The organism is Chromobacterium sp. Rain0013, from assembly GCF_015291765.1.
GTDB classification, from domain to species: Bacteria; Pseudomonadota; Gammaproteobacteria; order Burkholderiales; family Chromobacteriaceae; genus Chromobacterium; species Chromobacterium haemolyticum.
Genome location: NZ_CP031514.1, coordinates 2680643 through 2704923, shown reverse-complemented (window position 1 = coordinate 2704923; position 24281 = coordinate 2680643). Strand labels below are relative to the sequence as shown.

The window sequence follows — 24281 nt, the reverse complement described above, 5'->3', positions numbered from 1 at the left end:
GGAAAGGAGGAAAAGACGTTAGGACCGCGAGTCATGGTCTTTGGTTGCACCTCGCGGCGATAATACGCAATTGACATTCAGTGCGTTCGCGCATGTCTGAGCGCTATATAGGGGGCGTCAACCCACGCGCCAAATAGCTTTCTCGCAGATGACCGCGCAAACACTCCGGGCACAGACAGTCGCCGTGACCGTAGGGCAGCGGCAGCACCTGCGGCAGATCCACGCACCAGCAAGCGCCGTTGGCGCCGCCCTCTCCACAGCGGAACACCGCGCCGCAACGCTCGCAGCGCTTGTCCTTTACCTTGGGCCGCAAGGCGATCAGCCGCTGCCACACCGCGCGCTTTTGCTCGTCGTCAAAGCCGGACCAGCCGGCAATTTCATCCAAGGTGCGCAGGCAACCCAGGCAATAGGCGCCGCCCTCGTCGAGACGGCAAAGGCCGACACAGGGCGATGCGGGAGCCGGATACCCTTTTGTCATTAAAAATCCATATATATCGCGAAATCAGTCCGCCATTTTAGCGCAAAGCCGCCGCCGAGACGCCGCCGGGGTTGACGCTAATCCGTTTATGCACCAAAAATGGGCCACCGCCTTATTCCTGAGGCGAATATCCAAATAGACAAAGCTAAATAGACAAAGAGAAATCAGGAGAAACTCATGAAAACGCATCTTAGCCTCATCGCCTGCGCCGCCCTGGCCCTGACCGCCTGCGGCAAATCCGAACAAAGCGCCGGCAGCGCGCCGGCCGAGGCCGGCTCTGTTGTGGTGAAAATCGGCTCCGCCAACCCACTGACCGGGCCTTTTGCCCACTGGGGCCGCGACGCGGACAACGGCGTCAAGCTGGCCGTGGCGGAGGCCAATGCCGAAAAGCTCACTCTGGACGGCAAGCCGGTCACTTTCGAAGTGGTGTCCGAGGACGATCAGGCGGACCCCAAAACCGCGGCCCAGGTAGCGCAACGCCTGGTGGACGGCAAGGTGGCGGGCATCATCGGCCACCTCACCTCCGGCGCGGCCATCCCCGCTTCGCGCATTTACTCCCAAGCCGGCATTCCGATGATCGCCGCCTCGGTAACCAGCCCCAGCTTCACCCAGCAGGGCTTCAAGAATACCTTCCGCATCATCGCCAACGACCGCCAGCAGGGAGAAGCGCTGGCAAAATACGCGATAGAGACGCTGAAAGCCGGCCGCATCGCCATCGTCGACGACCGCACCACTTACGGCCAGGGCCTGGCCGACGATTTCGCCAAGGCGGTGGAAGCGGCTGGCGGCAAGGTGGTCAAACGCGAGTTCACCAGCAACAGCGCCACCGACTTCATGGCTATCCTCACCTCGATCAAAGGGCAGAAGCCCGACCTGCTGTTCTACGGCGGCATGGACGCGCAGGCCGCGCCCATGGTCAAGCAGATGAACAAGCTGGGTCTGAAAGCCGCCTTCATGGGCGCGGACGGGATTAATACGCCGGAGTTTTCCAAGTTGGGCGGCGACAGCGCGGAAAGCAGTTACGCCTCCAGCGCCGGCGCGCAAAAAGACAAGATGCCGGGCTTCGCCGAGTTCAACGGCAAGTACAAACAGCAATTCAACGCCGACATCCAGGCCTACGCTCCCTACACCTATGACGCCGCACGGGTCATGATCGCCGCGATGAAGCGCGCCGGCTCGGCCGATCCGGCCAAGTACCTGGGCGAACTCCCCAAAACCGACTTTAAGGGTGTAACCGGCGAGATCCGTTTTGACGATAAAGGCGACATTCAGCATGGCACCGTGTCGCTGTATCAATTGCGCAAAGGTCAGTGGGTAGGCCTGTAAACACCGGCATTCCCGCCTCCCCTCACCACCCCGGCGCATGCCGGGGTTTTTGTTTTTCGCAGCGGAGCTCCAAAAAACATGGCGCCATATTAAATAAATGGCTATAACTATTTATCCACAAACTAACATAAGGAGAGGATATGGGATTACTCATTTCACTGTTGGCCGGCGGCCTGATCGGCTGGCTCGCTGGCAAGGTCATGGGCGTCAGCGAAGGCGTCATCGCCAACATCATCATCGGCATCATCGGTTCGGCACTGGGCCATTGGCTGTTTGGCCGCCTCTTGGGCATTTCCTCCGCTTCGGCCGCCGGCTCTTTCTCGCTGCCCGGCCTGGCCTTCGGTATTGCCGGCGCCGCCATCCTGATTTTTTTGCTGAAGAAGATCGGCCTCTTGCGTTGAACGGGCAAAGAAAAAGGCGACGCAGAAAGCGTCGCCTTGTTGCCTAGCGCCAAACCGGCTTATTTGGCCGCGGAAGCGTCCTTGGACGCAGCGCCGCCACCCACGGTTTCCAGCACTTTCCACTCACCGTTCACCACTTTGTAGACGGTGATGCCGCCGTCTTTCAGGTCGCCCTTGGCATCGTAGGTCCAGCTGCTGGAGGTCACGCCGGAATGCGCGATCTTGGCCAGCACCGGCAGATAGACTTTGGGATCGGTGGAGTTGGCGTCTTTCATCGCCTGGATCAAGGCGCGAGTGGCGTCGTAACCGTACGGCGAGTAAGTGGCCACGTCCATCTTGAAACGCGCCTTGTAGCGGCTTTCGTAGTCCTTGCCCTTGGGCATCTGATCCAGCGGCAGGCCGGCCAGCGAAGCGATGGTGCCGTCGGCTTCCTTGCCAGCCAGTTGCAGGAAGGTCGGGGTCTTGGTCATTTCACCGGAGATCAACGGCGCGGTCAGGCCCAAGCGCTTCATCTGCTTGGCCATCGGCGCGGATTGCGCGTCGGCGCCGCCGTAGAACACCACGTCCGGCGCGGCGGCCTTGATCGAGGTCAGGATAGCGGCGAAGTCGGTGGCTTTGTCATTGGTGAATTCACGCTTGACTACATTGCCGCCGGCGGCCTTGGCGGCTTTTTCGAATTCGTCGGCCAGGCCCTGACCGTATGCGGTGCGGTCGTCAACGATGACCACTTTCTTGGCGCCCAGCTTTTCCACCACGAACTTACCCATCACCGAGCCTTGCTGGGTGTCGGATGTCATTGAGCGGAAGGTGTTCTTGAACCCCTGCGCGGTGAAGGCCGGCGAAGTGGCCATCGCGATCATCGGGATGCCGGCATCGGAGTAGATCTTGGAAGCCGGGATGGAGGTGCCGGAGTTAAAGTGGCCGATGATGCCGTTCACTTTCTCGTCGACGAACTTCTGCGCCAGTTGGGTGGCGGTTTTGGGATCGGCCTGATCGTCCTGGGCTTCCAGTTCAAAGGTCACCGGCTTGCCGCCGATGGTGGGCTTCTCGGCGTTGGCGTCTTCGATCGCCAGGGTCACTCCGTTTTTGTATTCTTCGCCATAGTGCGCCTGCGGGCCGGTCAGCGGCGCCGCGAAGCCGATCTTGACCACGCCGCCCGCGGCGGCTTGAGCTCCGGCGGAGGCTCCGGCTCCCGCCGCGCCCTCTTCTTTCTTGCCACATGCGGACAAGGCGACAGCAGCGGCTACGGCCAGGGAAAGAGTCGTCAGTTTGTTTGCTTGCATCATGTTTCCTCTATTTCTCCAGAGATCCCCATCCGTCAATCATCAGGAATGGGAGTTTGCGGAACCTGTGTAATGTTGTTATGTACATCCCGCCCTATCCGCATAGGGAGGCGAGAGCGGCGGCTGGCGGCATTATTTCAAGGCCGCCAGCTTGTGGCAAGTGGCTTGTTGGACAAGCCTCCTGCCGCCCCATGCGCGCCGACGCATGGGAAAATTCGTTTAACACGCGGTTTTGCAAGGAGGGAGGGCTTTCGTCATCGAAACCCTCCTTGCCTTTAGAACTGCTAACAAAAGCTCGCAGAGAACCTGAACCAAGGCGCGCCGGCGCAGGCAGTACACGTAGTACGACAAGGCGGCGCAACGCTGGATCAGGGATTGGCTTAGCCGGTCTTAGTCTCCGATGCTCATCAGGCTGGCGTTGCCGCCCGCCGCGGTAGTATTCACGCTAACCGCGCGCTCGACCACCAGACGGTGCAGATTGTAATGGCCTTGCGCGTCGGCGCGCAGCAGCGGCACCAGAGCGCCGTCGCGCTCCGCCAACACACGCTGAGCGGCTTCGGCCTCGGCTTCGGAACCGGAGAACAGCACCGCGCCGACATCCGCCGCCAGCACATCGGCGTCCAGCTCCACTAGAGCGCCCAGCTTGGCGGCCAGCCCTTGGCCAGCCTCATTGGCCGGCAGCACCGCGCGGTTGCCGGTGGCGAAAACCGCCGCCAGTTGTTCCGCCAGCGCTTGCGCGGTGGCGGCTTGGCATCCCACCTTCCCGCGAGGCGCGAATTGCAGCGCGTTCCGCTCGCCGGTGGGGCCCGGCAGATCTACCAGGCAGGTCAGCGCGCTCTCCTTCCGCGCTGCGGCGATAGCGGACTCCAAAGCCAAGCCCAGGCCGCTGCCGGCCGCCGCCAGCGCGTCCAGCGCCGGCAAGGACAAGGGCAAGGTTTCCGCCGCCAGTTTCGGCGTCCAGGCCGCGCGGCTCAATCGATACAAATAGAACGGGCCGCCGGCCTTGGGGCCGGTGCCGGACTTGCCTTCGCCGCCAAAGGGCTGAACCCCCACCACCGCGCCAACGATGTTGCGGTTGACATAGACATTGCCGACCTTGATCTGGCTGACGATGTTGTCGATGGTCTCATCGATACGGCTGTGGATGCCGTGCGTCAGGCCGTAACCGGTGGCGTTGATCTCGGCCACCACTTTGTCCAGCTCGTTGGCCTCGAAGCGCAACACATGCAATACCGGACCGAACACTTCGCGCTTCAGTTGCTTGAGATCGGCGATTTCAAACAGGGTGGGCGCCACGAAAGTGCCGTTGGCGCAGCTGCCGTCCAGCTTGATCTGGTGAGTGGCGCGGGCGCTGGCCTTCATTTTTTCGATATGAGCCAATAGGCCGGCCCGAGCCTCGGCGTCGATCACCGGGCCGACATCGACATCCAGCTTGGCCGGGTTGCCCACCTTCAATTCATCCATCGCGCCCTTGATCATGGCGATGACTTTGTCGGCGATGTCGTTCTGCAGATAGAGCACGCGCAACGCCGAGCAGCGCTGGCCGGCGGAGTCGAAAGCGGAGCTAAGCACATCGGTGACCACCTGCTCCGGCAACGCCGAGCTGTCCACGATCATCGCGTTCTGGCCGCCGGTTTCGGCTACCAGCACCGGATCGCCGCCGCGCTTGGCCAGCGTGCGGTTGATGATCTGCGCCACCTCGGTGGAACCGGTGAAGATCACCCCTTGAACGCGCGGGTCAGCGGTCAGCGCCGCGCCCACCACTTCACCGCGGCCCGGCAGCAATTGCAGCGCCGCGCGCGGCACGCCGGCTTCGTGCAACAAACGCACAGCATGCGCGGCGATCAGGCTGGTCTGCTCCGCGGGCTTGGCCAGCACTGCGTTGCCGGCCGCCAGCGAGGCCACCACCTCGCCGATGAAGATGGCCAGCGGGAAGTTCCACGGGCTGATGCACACCACCGGGCCCAGCGGACGGTGGCTGGCGTTGTCGAATTCGTCTTCGATCTGCGCCGCGTAGTAACGGCAGAAGTCCACGGCCTCGCGCACCTCGGCAATCGCGTTGGCCAAGGTCTTGCCTGCCTCGCGCACCGCCAGGCCCATCAACGCCGGCATCTGGTCTTCCATCAGGTCGGCCATTCTTTTCAGGCAGGCGGCACGCTCGGCCACCGGCGTGGCGGCCCAATCGGCCGCTCCCTGCTGCGCCAGGTTCAGCGCGCGGTCCACATCCGCCGCGCTCGCTTCGATCACGCGGCCTACCAGATCGTCGTGGTCGGCCGGATTGCGCACCGGCTGCACTTCCCCGTCGGTGACGTCGCCGTCGCCCAGCATCGGGAAGGCGCCCCACTGCTGCTTCTCGGACGCTTGCAGGCCCAGTTGCAAAGTGGCCAGCACGTGCTCGCTGGACAAATCGAGGCCCTTGGAGTTTTTGCGTTGCTGCCCATACAGCTCCAGCGGCGCCGGAATTTTCTTGTGCGGCTGGCCGCCGTGACGCGCGGCCTCGGCCACAGGGTCCGCCACCAGTTCGTCTATGGATACCGCCTCGTCCACGATGCGGTTGACGAAGGAACTGTTGGCGCCGTTTTCCAGCAGACGGCGCACCAGGTAGGCCAGCAGGGTCTCATGCGATCCCACCGGCGCGTAGATGCGGCAGGCCTTGCCCAGTTTGTCCTTGCCCACCACTTGGTCGTACAGGGTTTCACCCATGCCGTGCAGGCACTGGAATTCGTAATCCTTGCCGGATGCCAGGTTGAACACTGCGGCCAGACTGTAAGCGTTGTGCGTGGCGAACTGCGGGTAGATCGCATCCTGCGCGGACAGCAACTTCTTGGCGCAGGCAAGATAAGCCACATCGGTGTAGACCTTGCGGGTATAGACCGGGTAGCCCGGCAAACCGTCCACCTGGGCACGCTTGATTTCTGCGTCCCAGTAAGCGCCTTTGACCAGACGCACCATGAAACGGTGATTGGTGCGACACGCCAGATCAATCAGGAAATCGATCACATAGGGACAGCGTTTCTGATAGGCTTGCACCACAATGCCGATACCCTCGAAGCCGTCCAGGTCCGGATCATTGGCCAGCGCCTCCACCAGATCCATGGAGATTTCCAGGCGGTCGGCTTCTTCTGCATCGATGTTCAAACCGATATCGTACTGCTTGGCCAGCAGGAACAAGCCTTTCAGACGCGGCAGCAACTCGGCCATCATCCGTTCGTGCTTGATGCGGCTGTAGCGCGGGTGGATGGCGGACAGCTTCACCGAAATGCCGGGGCCGTCGTAAATCCCGCGGCCGGCAGAGGCCTTGCCGATGGCGTGAATGGCGGTCACATAGTCTTGCAGATAGCGCTGCGCGTCGGCCTCGGTCATCGCCGCCTCGCCCAGCATGTCGTAACTGAAGCGATAGCCGCGCGCCTCGCGTTCTCGGCCGTTGGCCAGCGCCTCCTCTATGGTTTCGCCAGTGACGAACTGCTTGCCCAGCATGCGCATCGCCATATCCACGCCCTTGCGGATCAGCGGTTCGCCGCCTTTGGCGATCAAACGGGTCATCGCCGCCGACAAACCATTCGCGCTGTGCGAAGCCACCAGCTTGCCGGTCACCAGCAAACCCCAGGCCGCCGCGTTGACGAACAAGGAGGCGCTATTGCCCAAGTGGGCTTTCCAATCACCACGCGAAATCTTATCGCGGATCAGCTTGTCCGCTGTCTCGCGGTCAGGGATGCGCAGCAGCGCTTCAGCCAGACACATCAGGGCGATGCCTTCGGCGCTATCCAGAGAAAATTCATGCATCAAGGCATCCACTCCGCTGGACTTGGTGCGCTCGCGGCGCACCTCCGCCACCAGACGTCGCGCCAGGTCTTGAACCGCCTTGACTTCGCCTTCGCTCATCGCCGCCTGCGGCAACAGCGCCTGCACACACTCGCGCTCGTCGCGGCGATAGGCAGAAGTAATGGCGTCCCGCAGCGCCGACTGGCCATGGGCAAATGCGTCGAATTGCATGAATCATCTCCGTGTAGTTTGCAGCGCCGGGCTATCTCTTTTCATTAGTGCCCGGAAAATTTGTCTATTGTATACAAATACAAATAGATTGCTGGACAATGTGAAGGAAACTTTTCAGTCCACAATCTCATTACAAACAAATTCAACTCGAACAAGTAGTTAGCCCCCTCGACTCCGCCATCGCCCCCATCTCACTGTTGCATGCCAACAACTTAGAATCGCCGCCAAGCGTCCATACCGCACATGCCAAGACCGTCGCAACGTGCCACAATGCCGCCCTAACCCTCTTCATCATAGGCAAACCATCATGCAAACCGTGCTGATCACTTTGAACGCCAGCCCCTATGGCGACGAACGCGCGCTCTCCGCGCTACGTCTGACGCTTGCGCTGGCGCAGCAAGCCGAGCGCTGCCGAGTGCGGCTATTCCTGCTGTCCGACGCCGTAGTCACCGCGTTGAAAAATCAGAAGACCGCCCAAGCGCCCACCCTGGGAGACATGTTGGCCGAAGCGGTGGAACTGGGCGCAGAGGCGCGAGTCTGCCGCACTTGCGCCGATGCAAGGGGAATTCACGAGGACTTGCTGCTGACGGGAGTCAAGATCGGCACCATGCCGGAGTTGGCGGAGTGGACACTCTCCGCGGACAAAACGCTCAGTTTCTAAACGCCTACCGCAAGGCAAATGCAAAAAGCCCAGACCGATTGGTCTGGGCTTTTACATGGGGCGCCTGGCAATGTCCTACTTTCACATGGCGAATGCCACACTATCATCGGCGCTAAGGCGTTTCACGGTCCTGTTCGGGATGGGAAGGCGTGGGACCGCCCCGCTAATGTCGCCAGGCATAAACTGTATTGCTTCCCTTGGGAAGCTAAACGCCAAGTCTTGGACTTGGCGTTATCGTATAGGGCGTCTGGCGGTGTCCTACTTTCACATGGCGAATGCCACACTATCATCGGCGCTAAGGCGTTTCACGGTCCTGTTCGGGATGGGAAGGCGTGGGACCACCTCGCTATGGCCACCAGACATAAACTGGTACAAACTAGAAGAAGCCTAGGCTGATCTTTGATCAGCCCACATATATTCGGTATTCAATTGTGTCGCACACCCACATCTCGTCGCTCAGTCTCCCAAGCCACTCAAATGATAGGATCAAGCCTCACGAGCAATTAGTATCGGTTAGCTTAACGCCTCACAGCGCTTCCACACCCGACCTATCAACGTCCTGGTCTCGAACGACTCTTCAGGAGGGTCAAGCCCTCAGGGAAGTCTCATCTTCAGGCGAGTTTCCCGCTTAGATGCTTTCAGCGGTTATCTCTTCCGCACTTAGCTACCCGGCAATGCGACTGGCGTCACAACCGGTACACCAGAGGTGCGTCCACTCCGGTCCTCTCGTACTAGGAGCAGCCCCCGTCAAACTTCCAACGCCCACTGCAGATAGGGACCAAACTGTCTCACGACGTTTTGAACCCAGCTCACGTACCACTTTAAATGGCGAACAGCCATACCCTTGGGACCGGCTACAGCCCCAGGATGTGATGAGCCGACATCGAGGTGCCAAACACCGCCGTCGATGTGAACTCTTGGGCGGTATCAGCCTGTTATCCCCGGAGTACCTTTTATCCGTTGAGCGATGGCCCTTCCATTCAGAACCACCGGATCACTATGTCCTGCTTTCGCACCTGCTCGACTTGTCGGTCTCGCAGTTAAGCTACCTTTTGCCATTGCACTATCAGCACGATTTCCGACCGTACCTAGGTAACCTTCGAACTCCTCCGTTACACTTTGGGAGGAGACCGCCCCAGTCAAACTGCCTACCATGCACTGTCCCCAATCCGGATCACGGACCAAGGTTAGAACCTCAAACACACCAGGGTGGTATTTCAAGGACGGCTCCATGAGAACTAGCGTTCCCACTTCATAGCCTCCCACCTATCCTACACAAGTCTGTTCAAAGTCCAATGCAAAGCTACAGTAAAGGTTCACGGGGTCTTTCCGTCTAGCAGCGGGGAGATTGCATCTTCACAAACACTTCAACTTCGCTGAGTCTCAGGAGGAGACAGTGTGGCCATCGTTACGCCATTCGTGCGGGTCGGAACTTACCCGACAAGGAATTTCGCTACCTTAGGACCGTTATAGTTACGGCCGCCGTTTACTGGGGCTTCGATCAAGAGCTTGCACCCCATCACTTAACCTTCCAGCACCGGGCAGGCGTCACACCGTATACGTCCACTTTCGTGTTGGCACAGTGCTGTGTTTTTGTTAAACAGTCGCAGCCACCGATTCTCTGCGACCTCTCAAAGCTCCTCCCGCAGGGGATTCACTCTAAGAGGCATACCTTCTCCCGAAGTTACGGTATCAATTTGCCGAGTTCCTTCTCCTGAGTTCTCTCAAGCGCCTTAGAATTCTCATCCTGCCCACCTGTGTCGGTTTGCGGTACGGTTCTTATGCAGCTGAAGCTTAGTGGCTTTTCCTGGAAGCGTGGTATCAGTCACTTCAGGTCCGTAGACCCTCGTCATCACGTCTCGGCCTTAAGGGAAGGCGGATTTGCCTACCTCCCCAGCCTACCGGCTTAAACAGACTATTCCAACAGTCTGATGACCTAACCTTCTCCGTCCCCACATCGCACTGCATAAAAGTACGGGAATTTTAACCCGTTTCCCATCGACTACGCTTTTCAGCCTCGCCTTAGGGGCCGACTCACCCTACGCCGATGAACGTTGCGTAGGAAACCTTGGGCTTTCGGCGAGCGGGCTTTTCACCCGCTTTATCGCTACTCATGTCAGCATTCGCACTTCTGATATCTCCAGCATCCCTTACGAGACACCTTCTCAGACCTACAGAACGCTCCCCTACCATCTGCACTTACGTGCAAATCCGCAGCTTCGGTTATCAGTTTGAGCCCCGTTACATCTTCCGCGCAGGACGACTCGACCAGTGAGCTATTACGCTTTCTTTAAATGATGGCTGCTTCTAAGCCAACATCCTGGCTGTCTAGGCCTTCCCACTTCGTTTACCACTTAACTGATCATTTGGGACCTTAGCTGGCGGTCTGGGTTGTTTCCCTCTTGACGATGGACGTTAGCACCCACCGTCTGTCTCCCATGCTCGCACTTTCCGGTATTCAGAGTTTGCCATGGTTTGGTAAATCGCAATGACCCCCTAGCCATAACAGTGCTTTACCCCCGGAAGTGATACATGAGGCACTACCTAAATAGTTTTCGGGGAGAACCAGCTATCTCCGAGTTTGTTTAGCCTTTCACCCCTATCCACAGCTCATCCCCTAGTTTTGCAACACTAGTGGGTTCGGACCTCCAGTGCGTGTTACCGCACCTTCATCCTGGCCATGGATAGATCACTCGGTTTCGGGTCTACGCCCAGCAACTAAATCGCCCTATTCGGACTCGGTTTCCCTACGCCTCCCCTATTCGGTTAAGCTCGCTACTGAACGTAAGTCGCTGACCCATTATACAAAAGGTACGCAGTCACGGAACAAGTCCGCTCCCACTGTTTGTATGCATCCGGTTTCAGGTTCTATTTCACTCCCCTCCCGGGGTTCTTTTCGCCTTTCCCTCACGGTACTGGTTCACTATCGGTCGATCATGAGTATTTAGCCTTGGAGGATGGTCCCCCCATCTTCAGACAGGATTTCTCGTGTCCCGCCCTACTTATCGTACGCCTAGTCCTTGGAATGCGTTTTCGTGTACGGGGCTATCACCCACTATGGCAGTCCTTTCCATGAACCTTCCACTAACACAATCCATAACACGTACAGGCTCTTCCGCGTTCGCTCGCCACTACTAACGGAATCTCGGTTGATTTCTTTTCCTGCAGCTACTTAGATGTTTCAGTTCGCTGCGTTCGCCTCCTCGTGCCTATGTATTCAGCACGGGATCTCCTTGCGGAGGGGTTTCCCCATTCGGACATCGCGGGATCAAAGCTCTATTGCCAACTCCCCCGCGCTTTTCGCAGGCTTACACGTCCTTCTTCGCCTATGATCGCCAAGGCATCCACCAGATGCACTTAGTCGCTTGACCCTATCATTTCAGTAACCTGGATCACTAAAACAACAAGTTGTGTTTGTGCGACGACTACACCGCCCCTTTTGATATGGCGACGTAGCCTAGATACAATCAAATACCCAAGATGACGATCCAGCCAATGAAGACTTAACTCCATCGTCTTTCTCGCCGTCTTTATATATTCGGCTTCTTCAGTTTGTTAAAGATCAGTGCGTTTAAACAACGCGATCACAGTACTCATTAAGCACTCTGATCGCGATACTCAAACTCGCGAATAACCGATAGGCTGTAAGTACTCGATCAACAACCTTCTCTAGAAAGGAGGTGATCCAGCCGCAGGTTCCCCTACGGCTACCTTGTTACGACTTCACCCCAGTCATGAATCCCACCGTGGTAAGCGGCCTCCTTACGGTTAGCCTACCCACTTCTGGTGAAACTCACTCCCATGGTGTGACGGGCGGTGTGTACAAGACCCGGGAACGTATTCACCGCAGCATGCTGATCTGCGATTACTAGCGATTCCGACTTCACGCACTCGAGTTGCAGAGTGCGATCCGGACTACGATCGGTTTTATGAGATTGGCTCCACCTCGCGGCTTCGCGACCCTCTGTACCGACCATTGTATGACGTGTGAAGCCCTGGTCATAAGGGCCATGAGGACTTGACGTCATCCCCACCTTCCTCCGGTTTGTCACCGGCAGTCCCATTAGAGTGCCCAACTTAATGATGGCAACTAATGGCAAGGGTTGCGCTCGTTGCGGGACTTAACCCAACATCTCACGACACGAGCTGACGACAGCCATGCAGCACCTGTGTTAACGCTCCCTTTCGGGCACCGCCACATCTCTGCAGCGTTCGTTACATGTCAAGACCAGGTAAGGTTTTTCGCGTTGCATCGAATTAATCCACATCATCCACCGCTTGTGCGGGTCCCCGTCAATTCCTTTGAGTTTTAACCTTGCGGCCGTACTCCCCAGGCGGTCAACTTCTCGCGTTAGCTTCGCTACCAAGGATTCAAACCCCCAACAGCTAGTTGACATCGTTTAGGGCGTGGACTACCAGGGTATCTAATCCTGTTTGCTCCCCACGCTTTCGTGCATGAGCGTCAGTGTCATCCCAGGGGGCTGCCTTCGCCATCGGTATTCCTCCGCATCTCTACGCATTTCACTGCTACACGCGGAATTCTACCCCCCTCTGACGCACTCTAGTCGTGCAGTCTCCAATGCCGTTCCCAGGTTAAGCCCGGGGCTTTCACATCAGACTTGCACAACCGCCTGCGCACGCTTTACGCCCAGTAATTCCGATTAACGCTTGCACCCTACGTATTACCGCGGCTGCTGGCACGTAGTTAGCCGGTGCTTATTCTTCCGGTACTCTCAGCCCCAGTAGGTATTAACCACTGGGATTTGCTCCCGGACAAAAGTCCTTTACAACCCGAAGGCCTTCTTCAGACACGCGGCATGGCTGGATCAGGCTTGCGCCCATTGTCCAAAATCCCCCACTGCTGCCTCCCGTAGGAGTCTGGGCCGTGTCTCAGTCCCAGTGTGGCGGATCATCCTCTCAGACCCGCTACTGATCGTCGCCTTGGTGAGCCTTTACCCCACCAACTAGCTAATCAGACATCGGCTGCTCGTATAACGTGAGGCCTTACGGTCCCCCACTTTCCCCCTCAGGGCGTATGCGGTATTAATCCGGCTTTCGCCGAGCTATCCCCCATTACACGGTACATTCCGATGCATTACTCACCCGTTCGCCACTCGTCAGCGGTGCAAGCACCCTGTTACCGTTCGACTTGCATGTGTAAAGCATGCCGCCAGCGTTCAATCTGAGCCAGGATCAAACTCTTCAGTTCAATTCCAAGCAAATTTTCTGGCACGCAAGATCAAAGAAACATCGAGACATTTCTCGTCTTGCAGTGCAAGTGTTTGGTCATCGACCGAGCACTTACACCTATCGGTTATTCGTTCTGTTAAAGATCGGTGCAGATCGCTGCGTTTCGTTTCCGTCGCTGCGTTGTCTGCTGAGGAGGCGAACTATACGTCACGCCCCTAAACCCGTCAACACCTTTCTACACAAAAAACCACCGCTTTCAGCTAAGTCATTGAATCTCAATAACACCGCCAACAACTGCAAGCGCTCAGCCTGAGCCAAACCGGTCGGAACCCGGCGGCAGCGGCCTCACTTCCTGCAGCTTCTGGTAGTCAACATGATCGTTTTCTTCCGCGTCGGTATAGATCAGATCGGCGAAAGCATGGTTCCAGCGGATGTCCTGATGCGAAAAGGTATGGCGCGCCACCATCGGTTGGACGGTAGTTTCGTCGATCCCGTTGATGGACAGAATCAGCTGCGCGCGAACAGCCGCCAACGATTCGGCGTCGTGCCCATATAAGGGGCTCCCCTCCTCCAGCTTGTGCACCAGCGTCCAGCCGAGCACGAACATAGGATGCTCGTCTCGCACCAGCTCCAAGTCATGAAGCTTGCGGAAGCTCACGCCTTCTGCGCTGACTTCATGCTGCAACAAGCGCAAGCGGGCGCTGGCGTCGATGATCACATTATTTCTGGCATTGGCCGCGCGCAGCATCAGCGCGGGTTTGCCGTCCAACAAGCGCACAACTGGACTATGGGTAAAAACGATACGCGCCCTGGGCCGCGAAAAGCGGGCGAAGGTGACGCCGGTGATCAGCGCGATGCTCATCATGCCAATGAAGATTTCCAGCATCGAAACCCAGTGGGCGTAAAGGCTTTGCGGGTGCATATCGCCGTAGCCCACCGTGGCCAGCGTTTCGACACTAAAGAAGAAGGCGCCAAGGAAACCCGGCGGATATTGATTAGCGATGCCGCCCGCCTTCGCCTGGTAGAGGCCGGCGAACAATAGATTCAGCGCGATGAAAGCAGCGGCGATGAAAAGATAGAAGCGCGGCCAGCTGATGGTCATGCAGAAATGGTAGAGGTCTTGCAGGGAGTGGCGGGGCACGCTGTGAAGATAGACGCTGCGACCCCCTACCTCTACGCGCCGAGCCGGCTTGTTACCGCGGGAAGTCATGAATGGCCAACCCGTTCTTGAGGTGGGAATGGCTGATTGTGTGAAGATCGCGAACCGGAGTCAATGCCCCCGGCAATCGTCGGAGCCCTTGGAACGCGCTGTCCGCCGGGCATCGCTTCTATATATTGCCAAGCGCGGCGGACATGAAACGCTCCCCTAGCTCAGCGACAACAGGGACACCACCCGGTAGCGGCTGACGCCGATCAGGGCCGGCACCAACTCATAGAAGTTGCGATATCCATCCGGCTGATTCAGACGGGCGTTGAAGTCGGAAACGAACTGGCTAGCCCAGCTCTGTTCATTCATATGCGACAACTGCTCGATGGAGTGTTGCGCCTCTGCGATCGCGCCATTGATGGCCGCGCGGGTTTGCTGTAGTTGGCCGATGGAGCGCACCACGCTTTGCAAAGCCTGACGCACTTGGGCGTGATCGTTTACCTTCCAGCGCTCCGGCTGAAAAGCCTCGGCCTCGGGCTGTAGTTTAAGCCGCTGCGGAATGCCGCCGGGGAAACGAACGCCCCCGCCGCGCACGGTCATGCGCTCGCTGAGCGCCTCCCATTGCGATTCCGGCACACTGAACGCCAGTTGCCCATCTTCATTCAGCTCAGCGCGCACGCCGCTGGCGGCGAGACCGCGATTGAAGCGACGCAGAATATCTTCTTCGCCGGACGCCCCGCCCACTTGCACCGACGCCGGGGCTACGCCGGACTCCCCGGTGGAGAACACCAGGGTTTCCGCTTGCCCGCCGGACAAGGCCGCCAGTTCCAAGCCTTTGACGGTGAAGCTCTGGCGCGCGTCGGCGGCCAGATGGAAACGCAACTGTCCGTCCAGGCTGCCGCCGCTAACGGTCTGGCGCTTGCGCCACTGTTCGTTGAGTTGCTCCAACTGGCGCTGCAAATCGCCTTGATTCAGCTGCCGCTGAGTCAGTTCGCGGCTGAGCCCGGACTTAACGCCTTCCAGCTGATCGATCAGGCCATCGACAAAGGACAATGCCTGCTGCGCCGAGGTCAGTTGCTCGTTGAGCTGAGCGCTATAGCGCCAACCCGAGGCCGGCGCGCCGCGCACTTGCGCGGCAGGTTGCGCCTGCGACGCGGGCGCGCGTTCAATCACGCTGGCGGCGGCAACCGCGCCGGCGTCCTTGCCCCAGCGTTTGCCGCTTTGTTTGACGTTGACGGAGGAAATCGGGGTGTTCATGCCGCTCTCGATCAAATCACGTCAAACAAAGACAACTGGCTGACGCGGCCATAGGCTTTTTGGCTGGCTTGCAGCGCCATGGTGTAGCCGTTCATTTGAATGAAAGCGTCGGCGTAATCCAGGCTGCCCAACTTGGTCATGGTCTGTTTATTGGACAGGCTGACGTTATCGTGATTGAGCGCCAGCGTTTTCATGATGTTCTGCGTGCCGCCCAGTTGGGCGATCTTGCTGGAGATGCCTTCCAGCGCCTTGTCGCTGGCGTTCATCGCGCTGCGGATGTCAGCGGCGACGGTTGGATCCTTATTGTCCAGCGCGGGGTCTTCCAGCCGGCTTATGGTTTTGTCCAGCTGATTGAGGATGTCCGCCATGTTTTCCAGGGTGACGTTAGAGGCTTGGGTAATGCCGTCGCCCACCACCACTTGCTGCTTATCCGTGTTGCCGGTAAAGCTGTAGCGGCTGCCCACCGGCTTAGTCTCGTCGTAAGCGAGGGCCGCCACAGCCGGCTTGGAGCCGGAGAACATGTAGCGGCCTTCGGCATCCTTGGTATTGGCCGAGTAGAACAGACTTTCGCGCAGGCTGCGCAGCGGCGTCGCCATCGCCTTGAGATCGTCCTCCGGCGGGTTGTTGGCGGCCGCGGTCAGCAGGTCCTTGGCGTCGCGGATGTCCAGGCTGATGCTATCCAGGATGGATTCGTTCTTGGACAGCGCGGAGCTGAGCGCGCCGATGTTTTGCTGATACTGGTCCAGCGCGGCTTCTTCACGCTGCAAGCGCAACAGGCGCACGCTGGCGATGGGGTCGTCCGACGGGGCCAGCAGCCGATCGCCGCTGGACATGCGCTGCAGCAACTCGGCCAGCGCGGAGTTGCTGGTCTGCATCGCCAATTGCATGGTGGACAGGTATTGATTGCTGGAAACGCGCATGCTGTCTTCCTTACAAGATGGACAAGGTGCTTTCGAACAGCTGGTTCGCCACGCTGATCACCTTCATATTGGCCTGGTACATTTTCTGGAACTCCAGCAGGTTCATCGCCTCTTCATCGCGATTGACGCCGCTGGTATTGTGCCAACTCTTTTCCGCTTCGGCGCGGATCACCTTGGCGCTTTCCAGACCGGATTTGTTCTGTTTGCTGCTAACCGCCAACTTGCCCACCATTTGCGAGTAAGCGTCGCCAATGGTGACGGCGCCGACGCCGGGCATGGTGATCTTTTGCTGTTGCAGTCCGATCACCGCCAGCAGGTTGCTATTGTCGCCGGGCTTGGCCGGATCGCCGGAGAAGCCCAATTCAACGGAGGTGATGCCGCTGGTTTTCAAAATGCCGTTGACGCCGGAAGCGTCGTAGACGAATAGCGGCTTACCCGGTTGGCCGTTGCTGTCGTAGCCCAGCGCCAACTGGTCGTTGATGCGCTGAGCCACTTCGCTGGCCAGGGTTTTCACCTGGGCGCGCATCGGGCGCACCGTCTGCAGCTCGTATTGATTCAGCCCGCCCAACTGGCCGCCGAGGCCGTCGCCGGCCAGGGTGTATTTGTCCTTGGCGAAGTTCAGCGTCAGCACTTGGCTGCCGTCCGGCTGGCTGGTATTGCTCAACGTGGCCGCCTGGGTGTCCGCCACCAGCGGCAGGCCGCTCTTCAGGCTGACGTTTTTGCTGCCGTCCGGCTGCGACACCACCCGCACTTCCACCAGGGTGGACAACGCATCGATCTGACGGTCGCGCTCATCCTCCAAGCCGGAGGTATTGGTGCCGACGGCCTTGCCGGCCGCGATCTTGGCGTTGAGATCGGCGATATTGGACGTTGAACTGTTGATCTGCGTGACCGTGGCGGAGCGTTGCTCGGCAATGGCGGCCAGTTGCGAGCCGAACACTTTATCCAGATTGTTGAAACGCTGAGCCAAGGCTTCGGCGCTTCGGATCACCGGGTCGCGCATCGCGTCGCCTGACAGGCTGGCGGCGCTGAGCGCCTGAAAAAACTGATCAAAGCCGGCGGACAGGCTGCTGCCGTCGCGGCCCATCACCTGCTCCAACTGGCCGAAGTAAGGATTCTGCGCCACCAGCTCGCCCTGATTGGAAGCCGCCTGCCAAAGTTGCAGGTTCTTGAAATCGTCGTTGAAGCGGCGCACCGCGTTGACCACCACGCCGGAGCCGGCGCTGTATGGGTCGCCGCTGCCGGGCATCAGCGCGGTCAAGACCACGCCCTGACGCGAGTAGCCCGGGGTCATCTGGTTGGCGATGTTCTGGCTGACGGCGTTCAGCGCGGCCTGGGAGGCGACGGCGCCGGTCAGCGCGTTGTCTATCATGCGCATGGCGGTTCTTACCTTTTATTCAGCGGCAGCAGGGGCGGAGCGAAAGCGGCCAGGCCCTGCGCGTCCGGCAGCGGGCCGGGGATCTGTTTATCGCTTGCGACCGGCGCGCCGCCGTTCTTAAGGTGAATATTGCCACCCTGCTCCGGCAGCAGTTGCCGCAGGATGGCGTTGGCCACGCCGAACACTCGCTGTTTGGCCAACTGGTCGGCCACCGCGCCGTCGGCGAAATCCATCATGTCGCCGTTGATGGAGTTGGCGAAGATGCTGTCTTCGCCGGCGATCTCGCGCGTGGTTTTGCGGATCTGCTTGAACATCTCGCGGACAAACTGGGCCTCGAATTGCTCCGCCGCCGCGCCGGCCTTGCGACGATATTCCGGCGAGGCCGGCTGCACCGCCGGCTCGTCCTTGGCGTCGGCCGGCATCGCCAGCGCGCCTTGTATTTTGTTGCTTTCCATCAGATCACCACCAGTTCGCCGTCGATTGCGCCGGCCTGATCCAGCGCTTGCAGTATCGCCATGATGTCGTCCGGCGTGGCGCCGGTGCTGTTCACGGTGTCGATGATGGCACGCAGGCTGGCGCCGGCCGGCCACTGGAACATGCGGCCGGAGCCTTGATCCACGTTGACGGTGGAGTTGGGCACGGTCGTGGTCTGGCCGTTGCTGAACGGTCCGGGCTGGCTGACGCTGGGGTTTTCCGAGATCACCACGCGCAGGCTGCCGTGGGACACCGCCGCCGGACGCACGGTGACGCCCTGGCTGATCACCACGGTGCCGGTACGCGAGTTGAACACCACTCGCGGCACTTCGCTGCCCACGCCGACGTTCACTCGTTCCAGCCGCGCGACGAAGGCGACGCGCTCGGTGGGATCCAGCGGCGCGCGCACCTGGATGGTGGTGGCGTTGCGCGTGCTGGCCACCCGGCCGAAGCTGGCGTTGATGGCCTTGACGATATTGGTGGCGGTTTCGAAATTAGGCCGGCGCAGGCTGAGACGCACGCTGTCGCCTTCTTCGAAATCGCTGGGAATTTCGCGCTCGATCGACGCGCCGTTGGGGACGCGGCCGGAGGTGGGCGTGTTGACGGTGACGCTGGAACCGCTCTTGCCCTGAGCGGATACGCCGCCCACCACCACATTGCCCTGGGCCAAGGCGTAGATTTCACCGTTGGCCGCCTTCAGTTGGGTCAGCAGCAAAGTGCCGCCGCGCAGACTCTTGGCGTCGCCTAGCGAGGATACGGTGACGTCTATGGTCTGGCCGCGCCCATAGCCCGGCGGCAGGCTGGCGCTAACCATCACCGCCGCTACGTTCTTGACCTTGGTATCGGTGCGTTCCGGCATTTTCAGGCCGAACTGCTTGAGCATGTTGGCCACGGATTGGCCGGAGAATTTGACCTGGGAGTTGTCGCCGGTGCCGTCCAGACCCACCACGATGCCGTAGCCGATCAACTGGTTTTCGCGGATGCCCTCCACCGTCACCAGATTGCGCAAGGGCAACGCCGTCGCCAGCGTCGCCGTCAGCAGCAGCGTCCATCCCATTATTTGCTTGATAAAACCGTGCATGATCCGCCCTGAATGATTCTGTGATTGCGCATGCTCGCCCCAAGGGCCGCATACGCGAACGGCGGACGCCTGTCAGCGCCCGCCTGTTGTCCCGCCCGGACTCCTCGCCGCCCCGCCGCTCAGAACGGCATCAGCGGGCTGGCGAAGAACTTCATCAACCAGCCGGGCTCGTTGGCGTCCGACAAGGCTCCGCGCCCGGAATAGCCGATGCGGGCGTTGGCGATGCGCAGCGAGGACACGCGGTTGTCGGTGTCTATGTCTTCCACCCGCACATAGCCGGCCAGACGCAGGAATTCCTCGCCCTGGTTCAGCACCAGCTGCTTTTCGCCCTTCACTTCCAGCAGACCGTTGCCCAGCACCTTGTGCACGACTACGGTCAGCGCGCCGGACAACATGTTCTGCTGAGTAGACGTGGAGGAGCCGTTGAAGTCGCGGCCGGCGTCCACGCCTACTTGCGCGCGGAAGGTGGTATTGCCCAGCAGCGACGGCGCGATGTTGGCGCCGGATTTCTTGCCGAAGCTGGTGCCGGCCTTCTTGCTGGCCTGAGTGGTTTCTTCCAGCACCACGGTCAGCACGTCGCCGGGACGGAAAGCCCGGCTGTCCGAAGTCAGCGATTGCGCGCCCGCCACGGTAAACACGCCGCCGCCCTTGCCGCGCTGCGGCTGCTGCAGCAATTCCGGCAAGGCGAATTCCTGCGTGGTCCGCGGCGGGATCGGCTGCGCGCAGCCGGCCAACAGCAGCGCGAACAAGCTCAGGGCCAGCAGCTTCATCGGGCCGACTGCGCCAGGTACTGCATCATATTGTCGGCGGCGCTCAACACCTTGGTGTTCATCTCGTAAGTGCGCTGAGCGGCGATCATGTCCACCATTTCCTCCACCACCTGGACGTTGGAACCCTCCAGCGAACCCTGTTTGAGCTTGCCCAAGGAGCCGGAGCCCGGCGCGTCAGTGGTGGCTTCGCCGCTGGCCGCGGTTTTCTGGAACAGGTTATCGCCCAGCGCCAACAGGCCGGCCGGATTGACGAAGCTGGCCAGTTCGATCTGACCAGCGGTTTCCAGCGTGCTGCCGCTACCGCGGGTGTAGCTGACGGTGCCGGTTTCGCTGATCGTCACCGAGGAGGCGTCGGCCGGGATGGTGATGGACGGCTCCAGCGGCAGGCCCTGCGGGGTGACGATGGCGCCCTGGTCGTTGCGCTGCAATTGGCCGGCGCGGGTGTAGCCGGTTTCGCCGTTGCTCATTTTCACTTGCAAAAAGCCCTGACCGACGATGGCCAGATCCAAGGACTGATTGGTAGTGGTCAGCGAGCCCGGGGTAAACACTTTTTGAGTGCCCACCAAGCGGGTGCCGTTACCCAACTGCACGCCCAGCGGCGCGGCGTTGTCTTGGTCGGTCTTGCCGCCCGGCTGACGGTCCACTTGGTAGAACAGGTCTTCGAACACCATGCGGTCGCGCTTGAAGCCGACGGTGTTGACGTTGGCGAGGTTGTTGGCGATGGCGGTCAGACGCGCGTCCTGCGCCTGAATGCCGGTCTTGCTCACCCACATTGCTGGATTCATGTTTCGATTCCCCGATGGTTTGCCCCGTCGGCCTTGGCCGCGGCGCTGTTATTGGAATGCCGGATCAGGCGCGCACCAGGCGGTTGCCCGCCTCCACCATGTCGCTGGCGGAGTTGAACAAGCGCATCTGCATTTCAAAATTGCGGTTCAGCGTCATGGTGGCCACCATCTCCTCCACCGCGGACACATTGCTGCGCTCCAGATGCTCGCCCTGCACCTTGACGGTGTCGTCGGCGGCCAGCGCGCCGCCCTGGCGGCTGACCACCAGGCCGTTGGCGTCCTTGGCGATGTCCTGCGGCAGCGGCTTGACCAGCTTGAGCTTGTCTATGGGCTGCATTTCGCTTTCGCCGGCGGCCAATACCGAGATCACGCCATCGCTGCCTATGTGCAACTTGACGTAGTCCGGCGGCAAGGTAATCTGCCCGCCGTCGCCCAGCACTGGATGGCCGTTGACGCTCAACTTGCCGTCCACATCCGCCACCATGGCGCCGGCGCGGGTGTAGGCCTCGTTGCCGTCCGGCCCCTGCACGGCGAAGAAACCGTCGCCCTTCACCGCCACGTCCAGATCGCGCCCCGTCTCCACCACCGCGCCGCTGCGCACATCCACCGCGTTGGCGCCGTTCTGGCTCAGGTGACGGGCGTCGTAGCCGTAGCCGGGCACGGTCTGACTGGTGCTGACGCCGATGTCGGCGCGGAAACCGCCGGTTTCGGCGTTGGCGATATTGTTGGCGTGAATCTGCTGCGCCTTGAGCATGCGGTCGGCGCCGCTCATCGCGGTGTAGATCAGTGCGTCCATTTACTCTTGCTCCGCCTTACACCGCCTGCATCAGCGCCTGAATGGTCTGGTTTTCGGTGGAAATCACCTTGGTGTTGGCCTGGTAATTGCGCTGCGCGGTCATCAGATCCACCAGTTCGGAGGTCATGTCCACATTGGACTGCTCCAGGGTGAAAGCCAGCAAATTGCCGGACAGGCCTGCGCCCGGGCGCGAGTAGACAGCGGTGCCGGAGCCGGCGGTTTCCACCCAGCTGGTCTGCGAGGTGGCTTGCAACGCGGATTCGTTAGGGAAGTTGGCGATGGCCAAGGTGCCCACCACCTGCTTCTGGCCGTTGCTGTAAGCCGCCACCACGTCGCCGTTGTCGTTCAGGCTGGTGCCAGTCATCGAGCCGGACGCGTAGCCGTTGCTGGCGTTCAGGGTCTGGCTGCTTTCGCCGGCAAACTGAGTGGTGCCAGTGTAATCCAGGTTCACCGCCAGCGGGGAGGCGCCGGGAGGCGTCCCCAGGTCCAGCGCCACCGGCGCGGTGGGGCTGGTCAGCTTGCCGTCGGTGTCGAATGTGAGCGTTGCGGTGGTGGGCTGATCCTTGCCGTCCAGCGTGTAGTGCACGGTGATGGTGTTCGGCCCGGTCTTGCAGAAGTACTGGGTCAGGTTGAGCTTGTTGCCCAGGGAATCGTAAACCGTGGACACCGCCGAGCTGTTGAAGGTGTTCTGCGACTTGTCGAACGGCACGGTCTGCACACTCCAACCGGCCGACATATTGCCGACGTATTGCAGCTTGTCGCTGGCCTTGGCCGGGATGTTGCCGTTGGGGATCTTGATGTCCCCAAAGGCGCCCAGCGCGTTGCCGTCGGCCTTGCCGTAGCCCTGTACGCGACGGTTGAATCCGTCCACCAGGTAGCCATCCTTATCCGCGGTGAAGATGCCGACGCGCGAATAAGCCATGCCGCCGTTCAGATCGCGGCTGACGAAGAAGCCGCGGCCGTCGATGGCGGCGTCCAACGGACGGCCGGTGCGCACGGTGTTGCCGTTGCGCGCCATGTTCTGACTGTGGCCGACCACTTCCACCCCCATCGGCTGGGCGCCGGCGTAGGCCGCGGAAAAACTGGTGCGGCTGGACTTGAAGCCGTAGGTGCCGGTGTTGGCGATGTTGTTACTGATATTGCCCAGTTGGTTGTTGACGGCGTTGATGCCGGACAAAGCAATGTCGAAACTCATGGTCGCTCCAAAGTTTTAGGTGTCTTGAATCGGCGCTTCAGGCCTGGGTCTTGCCCAGCAAACGAGTAATGGCTGAAGCGGGGAATTCGCCCAGGCCGGCCAGTGTCAGCGTAGGCTCGCCGCCGTTGATGGGCAGGCGCACGCCGGACACGGTAGCCTGCATTTCAAGTCCGGCCTTGGACTTGGACGCAGTGCGCACTTCCAGTTTGTAATCGCCTTCCACCAGGCCGTGCTTGCTTGGGTCCACGCTGAAATCGAACTCGCCTGCAGGACGCTTGCCCAGCTCGATCACGGTCTCCTTGCCCCCCGCATCGGTCAGCACCAGCGACACCTGCTGCTCTTCGCCGGACAGAGTCACGCGGCCGGACAAGGCATCCTTGCCGCTCAGGTGCGCCTGATCGGCCTGCACCAGCACCTGGCGTCCCACTTGCGAGCCCAGCGACACGCCCTGCAGCTCGCGCAACATCAGCGCGTTGCCCTGCAATTGCTTGAGCATGTCGGCGGAGCTCTTCATCTGGCTCATCTGCGCCAGTTGGCTGACGAACTGCGAAGCGTCGGTGGGGTCCAGCGGGTTCTGGTTCTGGATCTGAGCCAGCAGCAGCTTCATGAACATATCGTCCATGCCGGGATTTTGTCCGGCGGCCGGCGCCACGCCCGGAGGATTGGCGCCGTTGGAGGCGGCGGACTGGTTCTGCTGTCCGTTTTGCGCGGCGTTCACGCTCATGCGTTGTCTCCCAGTTTCAGCAGGTCCTGCTGCATGCCCTTGACTCGGGCCAGCACTTCCACATTGGTCTGGAACGCGCGCGAGGCCGACAGCATGTCGGTCATCTCTTCCACCGCGTTCACATTGGAATAGAAAACATTGCCGTCGGCGTCGGCCAGCGGATTGCCCGGTTCGTGCGCCTTGCGCACCGGCTCCTGGTTCTGCACCACGTCCAACACCCCCACGCTGGCGCCTCGCCAGCCGTCGAAGCCGTCGCCACCGCGGTACTGAGTGGCGAAAACCGGCTTGCGGGAACGATAGGCGGCCTGCTCGCTGCTGGCGGCGGTGTCTGCGTTGGCCAGGTTGCTGGCCACCGTGTTGAGACGCACCGTCTGCGCCGTCATGGCGGAGCCGGCGATGCGGGAAATATCGCGAAAGGACAT

18 protein-coding genes and 4 rRNA genes are annotated in these 24281 nt (G+C 60.2%); 3 read left to right on the top strand and 19 right to left on the bottom strand.

Features of this window, described 5'->3' with window-relative positions; translation table 11 throughout:
- Positions 1-103 precede the first annotated feature (103 nt).
- Positions 104-478: a cysteine-rich CWC family protein gene (locus DXT74_RS12600; RefSeq protein WP_081557053.1), complete on the bottom strand. Its 375-nt coding sequence runs from the start codon at positions 476-478 to the stop codon at positions 104-106.
- A gap of 177 nt (positions 479-655) precedes the next feature.
- Between DXT74_RS12600 and DXT74_RS12595 the strand changes: the two genes are divergently transcribed.
- Together DXT74_RS12595 and DXT74_RS12590 are read left to right on the top strand one after the other, a co-directional pair.
- Positions 656-1804, top strand: coding sequence for a branched-chain amino acid ABC transporter substrate-binding protein (locus DXT74_RS12595; protein ID WP_081557054.1), 1149 nt, complete (start codon positions 656-658; stop codon positions 1802-1804).
- A 140-nt stretch (positions 1805-1944) separates the two neighbouring features.
- Positions 1945-2205 (top strand): GlsB/YeaQ/YmgE family stress response membrane protein, encoded by a 261-nt coding sequence (locus DXT74_RS12590; RefSeq protein WP_043641489.1) that lies wholly within the window; start codon positions 1945-1947, stop codon positions 2203-2205.
- 59 nt (positions 2206-2264) lie between these two features.
- Here DXT74_RS12590 and DXT74_RS12585 read toward each other — a convergent pair whose 3' ends face one another.
- Together DXT74_RS12585 and putA are read right to left on the bottom strand one after the other, a co-directional pair.
- Entirely contained in the window at positions 2265-3488 is a 1224-nt protein-coding gene (locus DXT74_RS12585; protein WP_043641487.1) for a branched-chain amino acid ABC transporter substrate-binding protein, read from the bottom strand.
- Positions 3489-3878: 390 nt separating this feature from the next.
- Entirely contained in the window at positions 3879-7481 is a 3603-nt protein-coding gene (gene putA / locus DXT74_RS12580; protein ID WP_194426126.1) for a trifunctional transcriptional regulator/proline dehydrogenase/L-glutamate gamma-semialdehyde dehydrogenase, read from the bottom strand.
- Positions 7482-7788: 307 nt separating this feature from the next.
- Between putA and DXT74_RS12575 the strand changes: the two genes are divergently transcribed.
- Complete coding sequence (locus tag DXT74_RS12575; RefSeq protein WP_194426125.1) at positions 7789-8142, top strand: DsrE/DsrF/TusD sulfur relay family protein; 354 nt, start codon at positions 7789-7791, stop codon at positions 8140-8142.
- A gap of 62 nt (positions 8143-8204) precedes the next feature.
- Here the strand turns inward: DXT74_RS12575 and rrf (DXT74_RS12570) are convergent.
- From rrf (DXT74_RS12570) to flgC, 16 genes are all read right to left on the bottom strand, one after another.
- Positions 8205-8319 (bottom strand): 5S ribosomal RNA (gene rrf, locus DXT74_RS12570).
- A gap of 68 nt (positions 8320-8387) precedes the next feature.
- Positions 8388-8502 (bottom strand): 5S ribosomal RNA (gene rrf / locus DXT74_RS12565).
- Between the two features lie 122 nt (positions 8503-8624).
- Positions 8625-11513, bottom strand: a 23S ribosomal RNA gene (locus DXT74_RS12560).
- Between the two features lie 302 nt (positions 11514-11815).
- A 16S ribosomal RNA gene (locus DXT74_RS12555) occupies positions 11816-13351 on the bottom strand.
- The 16S, 23S and 5S rRNA genes sit together here, the layout of an rRNA operon.
- A 285-nt stretch (positions 13352-13636) precedes the next feature.
- Positions 13637-14542: an ion channel gene (locus tag DXT74_RS12550; RefSeq protein WP_043638877.1), complete on the bottom strand. Its 906-nt coding sequence runs from the start codon at positions 14540-14542 to the stop codon at positions 13637-13639.
- Positions 14543-14698: 156 nt separating this feature from the next.
- On the bottom strand, positions 14699-15736 hold the full coding sequence (locus tag DXT74_RS12545) for a hypothetical protein (RefSeq protein ID WP_194426124.1): 1038 nt from the start codon (positions 15734-15736) through the stop codon (positions 14699-14701).
- An 11-nt stretch (positions 15737-15747) separates the two neighbouring features.
- On the bottom strand, positions 15748-16656 hold the full coding sequence (gene flgL, locus DXT74_RS12540) for a flagellar hook-associated protein FlgL (protein WP_194426123.1): 909 nt from the start codon (positions 16654-16656) through the stop codon (positions 15748-15750).
- 10 nt (positions 16657-16666) lie between these two features.
- The gene (flgK, locus tag DXT74_RS12535) at positions 16667-18034 is read right to left on the bottom strand and encodes a flagellar hook-associated protein FlgK (RefSeq protein WP_043638888.1); all 1368 of its coding nucleotides are present in this window, start codon (positions 18032-18034) and stop codon (positions 16667-16669) included.
- A gap of 8 nt (positions 18035-18042) precedes the next feature.
- The gene (locus tag DXT74_RS12530; protein ID WP_194426121.1) at positions 18043-18489 is read right to left on the bottom strand and encodes a flagellar biosynthesis protein FlgJ; all 447 of its coding nucleotides are present in this window, start codon (positions 18487-18489) and stop codon (positions 18043-18045) included.
- Positions 18489-19589, bottom strand: coding sequence for a flagellar basal body P-ring protein FlgI (locus DXT74_RS12525; RefSeq protein ID WP_194426120.1), 1101 nt, complete (start codon positions 19587-19589; stop codon positions 18489-18491). Before DXT74_RS12525 ends, DXT74_RS12530 begins: the two co-directional genes overlap by 1 nt.
- A 119-nt stretch (positions 19590-19708) precedes the next feature.
- The gene (gene flgH, locus DXT74_RS12520; protein ID WP_043638891.1) at positions 19709-20359 is read right to left on the bottom strand and encodes a flagellar basal body L-ring protein FlgH; all 651 of its coding nucleotides are present in this window, start codon (positions 20357-20359) and stop codon (positions 19709-19711) included.
- A complete protein-coding gene (gene flgG / locus DXT74_RS12515; protein ID WP_081556778.1) occupies positions 20356-21144 on the bottom strand; it encodes a flagellar basal-body rod protein FlgG in 789 nt (262 codons plus the stop codon). The genes flgH and flgG overlap by 4 nt, the downstream gene beginning before the upstream one ends.
- A 64-nt stretch (positions 21145-21208) precedes the next feature.
- Entirely contained in the window at positions 21209-21940 is a 732-nt protein-coding gene (locus tag DXT74_RS12510; protein WP_043638898.1) for a flagellar basal body rod protein FlgF, read from the bottom strand.
- Positions 21941-21956: 16 nt separating this feature from the next.
- Positions 21957-23135 (bottom strand): flagellar hook protein FlgE, encoded by a 1179-nt coding sequence (locus DXT74_RS12505; protein ID WP_043638901.1) that lies wholly within the window; start codon positions 23133-23135, stop codon positions 21957-21959.
- A gap of 37 nt (positions 23136-23172) precedes the next feature.
- Positions 23173-23859, bottom strand: a complete 687-nt coding sequence (locus tag DXT74_RS12500; RefSeq protein ID WP_114154373.1) for a flagellar hook capping FlgD N-terminal domain-containing protein — start codon at positions 23857-23859, stop codon at positions 23173-23175.
- Positions 23856-24281: a flagellar basal body rod protein FlgC gene (gene flgC, locus DXT74_RS12495; protein ID WP_194426119.1), complete on the bottom strand. Its 426-nt coding sequence runs from the start codon at positions 24279-24281 to the stop codon at positions 23856-23858. Before flgC ends, DXT74_RS12500 begins: the two co-directional genes overlap by 4 nt.

Coding starts and splice junctions, on each gene's coding strand:
- putA (WP_194426126.1), bottom strand. CDS start 7,481: ATGCAATTCGACGCATTTGCCCATGGCCAGTCGGCGCTGCGGGACGCC.
- DXT74_RS12530 (WP_194426121.1), bottom strand. CDS start 18,489: ATGGAAAGCAACAAAATACAAGGCGCGCTGGCGATGCCGGCCGACGCC.
- DXT74_RS12500 (WP_114154373.1), bottom strand. CDS start 23,859: ATGAGCGTGAACGCCGCGCAAAACGGACAGCAGAACCAGTCCGCCGCC.
- DXT74_RS12575 (WP_194426125.1), top strand. CDS start 7,789: ATGCAAACCGTGCTGATCACTTTGAACGCCAGCCCCTATGGCGACGAA.
- DXT74_RS12550 (WP_043638877.1), bottom strand. CDS start 14,542: ATGACTTCCCGCGGTAACAAGCCGGCTCGGCGCGTAGAGGTAGGGGGT.
- flgG (WP_081556778.1), bottom strand. CDS start 21,144: ATGAATCCAGCAATGTGGGTGAGCAAGACCGGCATTCAGGCGCAGGAC.
- DXT74_RS12510 (WP_043638898.1), bottom strand. CDS start 21,940: ATGGACGCACTGATCTACACCGCGATGAGCGGCGCCGACCGCATGCTC.
- DXT74_RS12585 (WP_043641487.1), bottom strand. CDS start 3,488: ATGCAAGCAAACAAACTGACGACTCTTTCCCTGGCCGTAGCCGCTGCT.
- DXT74_RS12595 (WP_081557054.1), top strand. CDS start 656: ATGAAAACGCATCTTAGCCTCATCGCCTGCGCCGCCCTGGCCCTGACC.
- flgL (WP_194426123.1), bottom strand. CDS start 16,656: ATGCGCGTTTCCAGCAATCAATACCTGTCCACCATGCAATTGGCGATG.
- flgC (WP_194426119.1), bottom strand. CDS start 24,281: ATGTCCTTTCGCGATATTTCCCGCATCGCCGGCTCCGCCATGACGGCG.
- DXT74_RS12600 (WP_081557053.1), bottom strand. CDS start 478: ATGACAAAAGGGTATCCGGCTCCCGCATCGCCCTGTGTCGGCCTTTGC.
- DXT74_RS12590 (WP_043641489.1), top strand. CDS start 1,945: ATGGGATTACTCATTTCACTGTTGGCCGGCGGCCTGATCGGCTGGCTC.
- DXT74_RS12505 (WP_043638901.1), bottom strand. CDS start 23,135: ATGAGTTTCGACATTGCTTTGTCCGGCATCAACGCCGTCAACAACCAA.
- DXT74_RS12525 (WP_194426120.1), bottom strand. CDS start 19,589: ATGCACGGTTTTATCAAGCAAATAATGGGATGGACGCTGCTGCTGACG.
- DXT74_RS12545 (WP_194426124.1), bottom strand. CDS start 15,736: ATGAACACCCCGATTTCCTCCGTCAACGTCAAACAAAGCGGCAAACGC.
- flgH (WP_043638891.1), bottom strand. CDS start 20,359: ATGAAGCTGCTGGCCCTGAGCTTGTTCGCGCTGCTGTTGGCCGGCTGC.
- flgK (WP_043638888.1), bottom strand. CDS start 18,034: ATGCGCATGATAGACAACGCGCTGACCGGCGCCGTCGCCTCCCAGGCC.